The 8092-nt window shown below is 46.4% G+C and carries 3 protein-coding genes and 1 pseudogene; 1 reads left to right on the top strand and 3 read right to left on the bottom strand.

Annotated features, from left to right (window positions below; genetic code table 11):
- Positions 1-638: 638 nt before the first annotated feature.
- Together RIC07_RS19560 and RIC07_RS19565 are read right to left on the bottom strand one after the other, a co-directional pair.
- Positions 639-3290, bottom strand: coding sequence for a glycosyltransferase (locus RIC07_RS19560; protein ID WP_446395979.1), 2652 nt, complete (start codon positions 3288-3290; stop codon positions 639-641).
- Between the two features lie 98 nt (positions 3291-3388).
- Positions 3389-5812, bottom strand: coding sequence for a cellulose biosynthesis cyclic di-GMP-binding regulatory protein BcsB (locus tag RIC07_RS19565; protein WP_446395980.1), 2424 nt, complete (start codon positions 5810-5812; stop codon positions 3389-3391).
- Positions 5813-6277: 465 nt separating this feature from the next.
- On the opposite strand from RIC07_RS19565, the pseudogene RIC07_RS19570 reads away from it, so the two are divergent.
- Positions 6278-6400, top strand: a pseudogene (locus RIC07_RS19570) (RRXRR domain-containing protein); the annotation flags it as partial.
- Positions 6401-6854: 454 nt separating this feature from the next.
- Here the strand turns inward: RIC07_RS19570 and RIC07_RS19575 are convergent.
- Complete coding sequence (locus tag RIC07_RS19575) at positions 6855-7895, bottom strand: tyrosine-type recombinase/integrase (protein WP_446395981.1); 1041 nt, start codon at positions 7893-7895, stop codon at positions 6855-6857.
- Positions 7896-8092 lie beyond the last annotated feature (197 nt).

Here is an 8092-nt window from a genome sequence, read left to right on the forward strand (position 1 = left end):
TCCGGGCAATGGAAAAGTTTTTCTCTTCAGGGAGTAGCTGCATCCTGGAATGAATGGGTGATAAAAAAATCGCACCTAAGGGGAGCAGGCTTGACTCTTTTATTCTCTGGCTATAAAATTAGCTCACTAAGCACCAAAAAGCATTGGTCAGAGTGTCTATCAATAGTCCATAATAACATGGAGATCTGCTGGCATTGTCACGCTTAGAGAGGTTCACTTTATCTCAAATTTAAAGAGATAGAGGCTTGCCTTAAAAGCGGGAATACATCCTCTGGTAACAAAAAAATCTCCAGTTAAGGGTAGATTTACAAATCCAGCACTTCTTATTCATTATCTTAACAGAATTTTATTATAAACAAGGTAAAGCGATGATAAAATAATCGAAAAATATATAAAGAAATTATGGGAGAACTTATTTCTATCTACAGCGAGAATAATTAAAATATTTTCGAGGGTTAAGCTGGGTATTTTTTTTTGAGTAAAAACTCCAGATAATCGAGCCGTGGACACATAGCTTAGGACAAAGGAACTGTGGTAGAGACGTTCCCTAGAAGTCTCGACTAAATTCTGATGTGTCCTAACCGATGCCAGCGGTTGCTATAAATATTAAACTATACTAAATATTTCTCGAATTTAATTTATTCAAGTGTTTTCAAAAGCCGTTGAATTTTGGGTTGCTGCTGCCGTTTTAATGATTCCGGAAAACTTAACTCCATAGCAATTCGGTAAGTCGGTGCATTAGTAACCTGTTCCAATCGCCCTCCAGTCGGCGTTGGCACCAACTCTTCGATCATTTCCACCTGAGCCAACAAACTCTGAGGCTGAGGGGCATTTTTCTCTTGACTCACCAGTAAACCAATCAGCGGTCGAGTTTGCTGCATGGTTTCTAGATTCAAAATATGGTGTTCATCGAATTCCAATCTTAAATCCTGAGTCCCGATTTCCATCACTCTAGCCGTATACGAATGACCTTCCCACCCATCCCAGTAAAGCTGCGCCACAGCCTGAACTTGTTTCCGTACTGTACTTTTGACACCCATCTTCTCCGCAATCGCCGGACGGAATTCCACAAAGACGCGCTTAATCGAAGTCACAATAAACTTCAGGGATTCCCAAGGATTATCCTCCTCCACACGGCTTTGGGAAAACCACTCCTTCACATCCGAAAAAATCACCAACGTCAAATCATCAATTTGAGTACGGCTAAGACTGATAAAATCAACAAAAATCTTCGCCTGAAGTTTACTCGTCGCCATCGCCCGCAGTACCCGAGCATTCAGTAACACCCGCGCCCCGTAATCTCCCACCAACTCAATCTTGACTTCATCCGGAATATTGGGCCACTCATCCAGCAGAATCTGGGCACCGGTTTCACTCACATCAATCGTCTCACCCGTCCAACTGCTACCCCCACTATGAATAATCGCGGTCAACTTCCGTTGTAGACGGTGCGCCCGCCGAAGTTGGGGTTGCTCGAATGCCACCAGCACCGCTGCTAATAGCAAAAACAAATTAAAAATACACCACAGAGCATTAATTAGAACCGCCTGAGTATCTTCTGGACTAAGAATTAACCAAAACGGTAAAGTAAGCAAAGATGCCGAAGCGATCGCACTGACAATCACCAGATACCGCACCGACTCAAAATCAAAGCTGCGCTTCGTCACCGAAAGCCCTTTATCGGTCACATTAAACGACCCCAGTCCGGGATTCACGACAGCCAAAAGCGTAACAATCCCCGCCTGGAATGACATCGCAAACTCAAAAATCTCATTCCAGAACGAAAAACGCACATGCTTATAAGGAATATGATTCGTCTGCATCGACAAAATAATGTGAGGCAGCGCATAACATAGAGTTTCTAGCCCCAAACCTTTAACCGAATTAATCCCAAACAACAAAAACAGCGGCGGCGCCAGAGCATACATCAGACGGGGATAGCCATAGAAAAAATGCGATGTCGCACTGAAATAACAAATCCGCTGAGGAATCGTCAAATTCAGTTTCGGGTTAATCAGCGGATTCTCCAAGCGCAGAATCTGAGCCATACCCCGCGCCCAACGCACTTGTTGACCCACATAAGCCGAAAACTTCTCCGGCGCTAAACCCGCGACCATAATCTTGTCATAATAGAACGACTTATACCCCAGCGAATGCAGCCGGAAAGCCGTGTGACAGTCCTCCGTCACCGTTTCCGTCGCAATCCCACCGATTTGCAGCGCATACTCTTTACGAATGACCGCCGCCGAACCACAAAAGAACGCCGCATTCCAAAAATCATTCCCCTTTTGCAGTACCTTATAAAACAACTCATTCCCCACCGGAATCTTACCCTTAGTTAACAAATTCCGCTCAAACGGGTCAGGGTTAAAGAACCAGTGAGGCGTCTGGACAAAAGCCACTTGGGGATCAAAAAAGAAGCCAACCGTATGCTTCAAAAATTGTTTGACGGGCATGTGGTCACAATCAAGAATTAACACCAAATCGCCCGTTGTCCGGCGAAACGCCGTATTAATATTCCCAGCTTTAGCATGGTCATTATTATCCCGCGTCAACATAATTGCGCCCAGTTCCTCACAGGTTTGGCGTAACTCAGCGCGACGGGCTTTATACTTTTCGGCTCTGCCATCATCTAAAACATACACCTTTTTTTTGTCCGCAGGATAATCAATAGCGAGAGCGCACAGCGTCGTTTTGCGGACAATTTCCACATCTTCGTTATACGTCGGAATATAAATATCAACCTTGGGCCACTGCTCTTCAGGATACAGGGAAAGGTCAACAGGTTGGCGGTCTTTAATTTTGAGCGTTTGAAAATAGGCAAGAACAAGAGTCAGAATAGCGTAAAGTTCCGCCACAAATAACAATAAACTGAATATGCCATTGAGCCAGTCATCCAGATTCAGGGTATAGTTAACCCGGTAATAGAGATAGCGCACCGTGGTGACTAGACTCAGTAACACTAAAAATAAGTGAATATACTCACTCTTTTTTTTAGTAGGCTTTTGTCCTTCCATCTGTAGGGCAAGACGACCCACCGCCAGCAGCATGGCAGTAACCAAGGCTTGTTGCCAGATAGCCGGACGAGCCGTGATTAAGGGATGTAGCAATAACACCAGTGACCCAATTAGTAAGAGGATCTGATTGTTAGAAAGCCACTGAAAAAATTGGTCAAAGGCGTGCGGTAGGTGGTCTACCAACCAATGGGTTAATTGTTCACGCTTTTGTGGCGAAATCCAAAAGCGTGTACGACTGAGCTTGGACTTACTTTTTGAGGATGGACTCGTCATTGGGAGTTAGTCATTGGTCATTGGTTATGGGAAATTAGTTATTGGTTATTAATTAGTCATGGACAAACAACAAAGGACAAATGACAAATGACAAACCATCATTTCTCCTGACCAGCAACCCGCTTAAGATAGAGCTGGACAAGGGCGTAAAGGATCAGCGTTGCTGCCACCAAAGCGGGTCCCAACAGGAACCAACTTGTCCCCAACAGTCGGAGAACTCGGTTAGGCAGCGGCGTTTTTTCCACGCTTACAAGCGGTTGTTGCTTGAAAAAATCAAGGTTGTAAGCATTTGGACTATAAGCATCAGCGCCTTGTTCATTGGCACTAATCAGGACAGTATCATCCTGAATTTGGAAGAATAAAGGATCGTTTTTTAACAAATCCTGCACTTGTTCAAGACCTTTGTCCGTTTGAGCAGCAAGAGCCAGTAGCACCCGTTCGTCATTCCAAGGAGACATAATTTCCTTGACAACGCCATCATTATCAGGAGACGCCTGAATCTCGCTTTCATCTAACTGGCGCGTCAGGGTGTCCCTCAGTTCAAAGCCACCTGCTGTAAAAACCTCTGGGAAAGGAAAATCCTTTTCGATGCCAACCCCTACTAGATGGTATTCTTCACGTACCTCTTGTGGCAACATATCGGCAGTGTAAACCGTAAATTGAACCGATTCTGCCTTAGTCAATCGTCCCAATCTGGCACTAAATTCCAACGCCGTCATCACATCGCTGGGTGAGGGAGTCTTGGGCAGAACCATTGCCATCTGGGACAAATCCTGAGGTGCGGCAAAGGGATAACCCAAGGTGACCAGTTTTAGGTCAGGGAGTTGAACCGCCGTTGTCCGGTTCAGTTTAAAACTGGTATCGTTATGCAATGTACCCCAAAGCTGTTGGTCAGTTACCTTGCTACAGGAACGCCGTTCCCGCGCATCCAGACGGAAATCGACCTGGATTTTTGAGGTCGGTTTGATTCGGTCTCCCGGCAAGTCAATTTTCAGGGTCTCACGAGTGCCACCATTGATAGACGTGAGCCGTTTGCCAATCAGTGCGACATCATCGAGCTTCACTTCCACTAAGGACGTTTTGGCATTAATTTGCGGTCCATAGCTGTAAACCAGAGTCATGGAGTTCCCTGACTCAAACCGGTCATCGGGTAAAGCCCGAAAGTCAAATTCAATCGGTGGCGAATCAGAACCCCGAACCGTTATATCTTCAAAAGGCTGACCGCTGCGATTTGTCAGGTCAGACAGTTCAAATTCCTCTGCCAGGGGCAAATAGCCGGGCCAATCACGGGGCGGCGGGGAAGGTACAGCATCTAGGTCTTTGACTAAAACAGTTTGACCTGTGCCAATCTTTTGGTCTTTGGACTGCACCAAAAACTGGATAGCTTTCTTCACCCCTGCTTCGCCATTACCCGTTGCCACTAGCACCGGGGCGACATCTTCTGGGGTAGTTGTCAGCATCAATACCCCAACATCAGGTGGTAACGCTTTCTCCTTCTCATCCAGAATTTGATTATCCTTGATTGGCATGGGCAACGCCAGGGACTTCAAGGCGCTCTGCTGTTCTGGAGTACCAATAATGACTAACTGCTCAGTTAACTTTACATCGTCAACCGTTTTAACCAGGCGAGTATTCAGGCGGCGGTAATCAGCAATCCGACCTAAAGACGCTTGGAAGCGACTGGTTGCCGTAAGCCACGCCTGGTCTACTTTAGACGGCAAAAGGTAAGTAATCTGATTGGGTTCTAAGCTGAGTTCGTCAAAGATGGGGTAGGGATAGCGATTAAAGTCTAGGGCAATCGGTTGGGGTTCGTAGTCAAAGGTGATTTTAGAATCGGGCAGAATCTCTGTCCATAGAGAAGGGTCATAAGGGTCTTGGGTACAAGTGGGAGAATTATTTTGTAGGGCGGCAATGGTAATTTGGTTATAGTTCTGGAGTTGTGATAGCGGCACATCAAATACCGCATTACCAATTTCGCCCTCCTCTTGGCTGAGTGGAATACTGCCGATACTCGCCCCATTAATCATCACAGTCAGATTAGAGCGAGTCGCATAGAGAGCCGGGGAATGGCGATAGCGAATCAGAGCTTTGACAGATTTGAGCTTCCATTGGCGGGGACGGGTAAATCCCAGCCGTGCTTCGTCATAGATACCCCGCAAGCTGAAGCGAGAGCCGACGACTGGGCTACGGTTGAATTCTAAGACATAAGGGTCGCCTTGGGGCGCTGCCTTAACCTGTGGCGCTTTAGGGGGCGGTGATGGTAGATCAAACTCTTGGCTGGAGCGTTCTTTCTTCTCATCAATCGCGCCTTCCCGATACGTCTCAGTCGAGGGGGTGATAGCGGGGGAAGCTGGGGCATTACTCTGAGCCTGAGCCAAGGTGGTGGTCAAGGCAAGGGGAAGCGTGAAGCCGAGTAATAACAGTAGGATTAGAGATTTTCGCTGGAAGCGGTTTATTATTGTCGAGGGGAATTTGGGTTGAGTAAAGCGACGATTGTGTCGGTGTGAATTTCGATTACTCAAAGGTAGATGGTAGGGTGCCTTACGAAGAAAGCGTTTCATTAGTTGGAGTCTTGAGTCTTGTGATAAAATGCCGCGTTATGAAATGCCACCCCGTTTTTCGCAATGTCCTCAGGTTAAATGCTCAGCTCACACTGTACCCGAAGGGTTCGTGTGTGGTAGTTGACGCCGAGAGAGGACTTCAACTACTTGATACAGAACTTCTATAGGTCAATCCGGAGTTGGGTTCATGAACCGCGCCTTACTTCGTGAAGACGCGGATTGCCAGAGATAACCTGGCAGTAGAGACCTTCCATGGACGGTCTGTACATGAATAGGGCATGAGTTGGTAGGGGATAATCACTGCCGGACACTTCTCTAGTTCGGCTTAAATGTAGGCTCAAGAATCTTTGGGAACTGGGTAAATCCAGGACACACCTCTATCAATGCCTGAAGAGACGTTGTACTTTACGCGAGAGGATTATATCCATGATTCGTGTTCCGGTAGTCAGTAAAGAAGGAAAACCGCTAATGCCCACTAAACCGTCCAGGGCTAGACGGTGGGTTAAGGAAGGCAAGGCTATTGGCAGATGGTCAGATTTAGATATTTTCTCGTTATGTTGATGTTAATTCTCATGGCTATGTTTGGCGAGGTAGCGTCAAAGTTACGTCATCACCATTCCGGATTATCACTCGCCCTGGCGCAGTGAAGCGGGGCAAGGAATACGGTTTTTTCCGTCGCCAATTGCACTTTGAAGTGCCGGACAAATCAGGAACGAGAAAGCGCAAAGGTGGAACTATCACGCCGTTTGGTCTTAGGGTCGGTGATTTAGTAAGAGCCGAGAAAGCTGGAAGAATCTATATTGGCTATGTTGGCGGTTACACCAAGACACAGAAAACTAAGAGTATTTCTGTTTGTGACTATACCTGGAAACGTATAGGTCAATTTGCCCCCAGTAAAGTTGAGTTAATCAGAAGGAGTAATGGCTTATGCACAGCGTAAATGATGAACCAAGGGGTTCGACACCCTTGGTTCATCTGCCAATTATGCGTGGCGATGGGAGTGTCATTCCAAAGCATCGGACAAAAGCTCAGATACCTCCCCCTGTATATCCTGGCGATTATCATCGTAAATCATCAGAGTTTCCAGCTTGACATGGCGACTCAACCGCTGGACTTTGCGGACATCCCCCGTAATATCTAAAGCATGGGTAATACTGGAATGTCGGATGCGATGAGGACTCATCTGTTTACTTATCCCTGCCTTTTTGCAATAAAGACAAACCAATTGCCGCAGTGCCTCACCCGTTAAGCGGTTGCCGCGTTTGTTATAACTCACTGCCACAAATAAAGGCGCGTTAGGGTCAACGCCATTTCGCTCATTTAACCAAGCCAGGATTGCTTGTGTCGTCGCTTCTGAGATATTAATAACCTCTCGTGAGGCTTGACCTTTACCCAGGATAGTCAGCGTCTTATTATTTGGCTCAAAGTCCTTAACATCAAGATTCACGACCTCACTACGCCTTAGCGCATTAGACCAGAGCAGGTGTAGGATAGCATAATCTCTCAATCCCTTTTTGGTCGAGCGATCGCACTCCATCAAAACCCGCTTAAACGCCTTGATATCAATACCCGTAGTATCCCGATAGGCTCGATTTCTTTCCCCCTCGATATCTTCCAGGCTATAGCTACAGCGTCCTATCTTCCGGGCAAACTTCACCAAAGACTTAACCGCCGCCAATCGCCTATTGACGGTTGCTGGCATCAACCCCTGCTCTAACAGAAAAGCCTTATATTTAAGCACCAAAGACACAGCCGCAAACCTATCCAAGGATAAAAACTCAACGACAATCTGTGGTGTTGGTTCGGGGGTATTAGCTACTACAAAAAAGAAGTTTCTCAAGTCTTTTTTATAAGCCGCCCGTGTTTGGGGAGATCGCTTGTCTTGTAGTAGCATAAAGATTAAATCATCTTGGGATTGAGACAGCCAGGAATCATTAATCGATGTTGAAAGGGAACCGTCCATTACTGACGTGACATCCTCCTGCACACTTATCTCCCGATTAGGGTTGTGGGAATCCCAACTTCCGCAAGATGCTACGTTCATCAGGGTTTGTCCAAGAATTTAGTTACAGTTATTCTACCCGAAGGGTGAGGTCTTGCGGGGTAAAGAACTGTAACCAAATCTCTATAGACATCTACGCAAACCTAATCAAAATGCATAGCTATAACCATCCTTACGGTGAATCGGTGTGCAGTAATCCAATCGGGTTGACCTCCTTTTCTTGTCGATAACGAACTCGC

The sequence above is a fragment of the Coleofasciculus sp. E1-EBD-02 genome, assembly GCF_040218245.1.
Classification (GTDB): domain Bacteria; phylum Cyanobacteriota; class Cyanobacteriia; order Cyanobacteriales; family Coleofasciculaceae; genus Coleofasciculus.

Coding starts and splice junctions, on each gene's coding strand:
- RIC07_RS19560 (WP_446395979.1), bottom strand. CDS start 3,290: ATGACGAGTCCATCCTCAAAAAGTAAGTCCAAGCTCAGTCGTACACGC.
- RIC07_RS19575 (WP_446395981.1), bottom strand. CDS start 7,895: ATGAACGTAGCATCTTGCGGAAGTTGGGATTCCCACAACCCTAATCGG.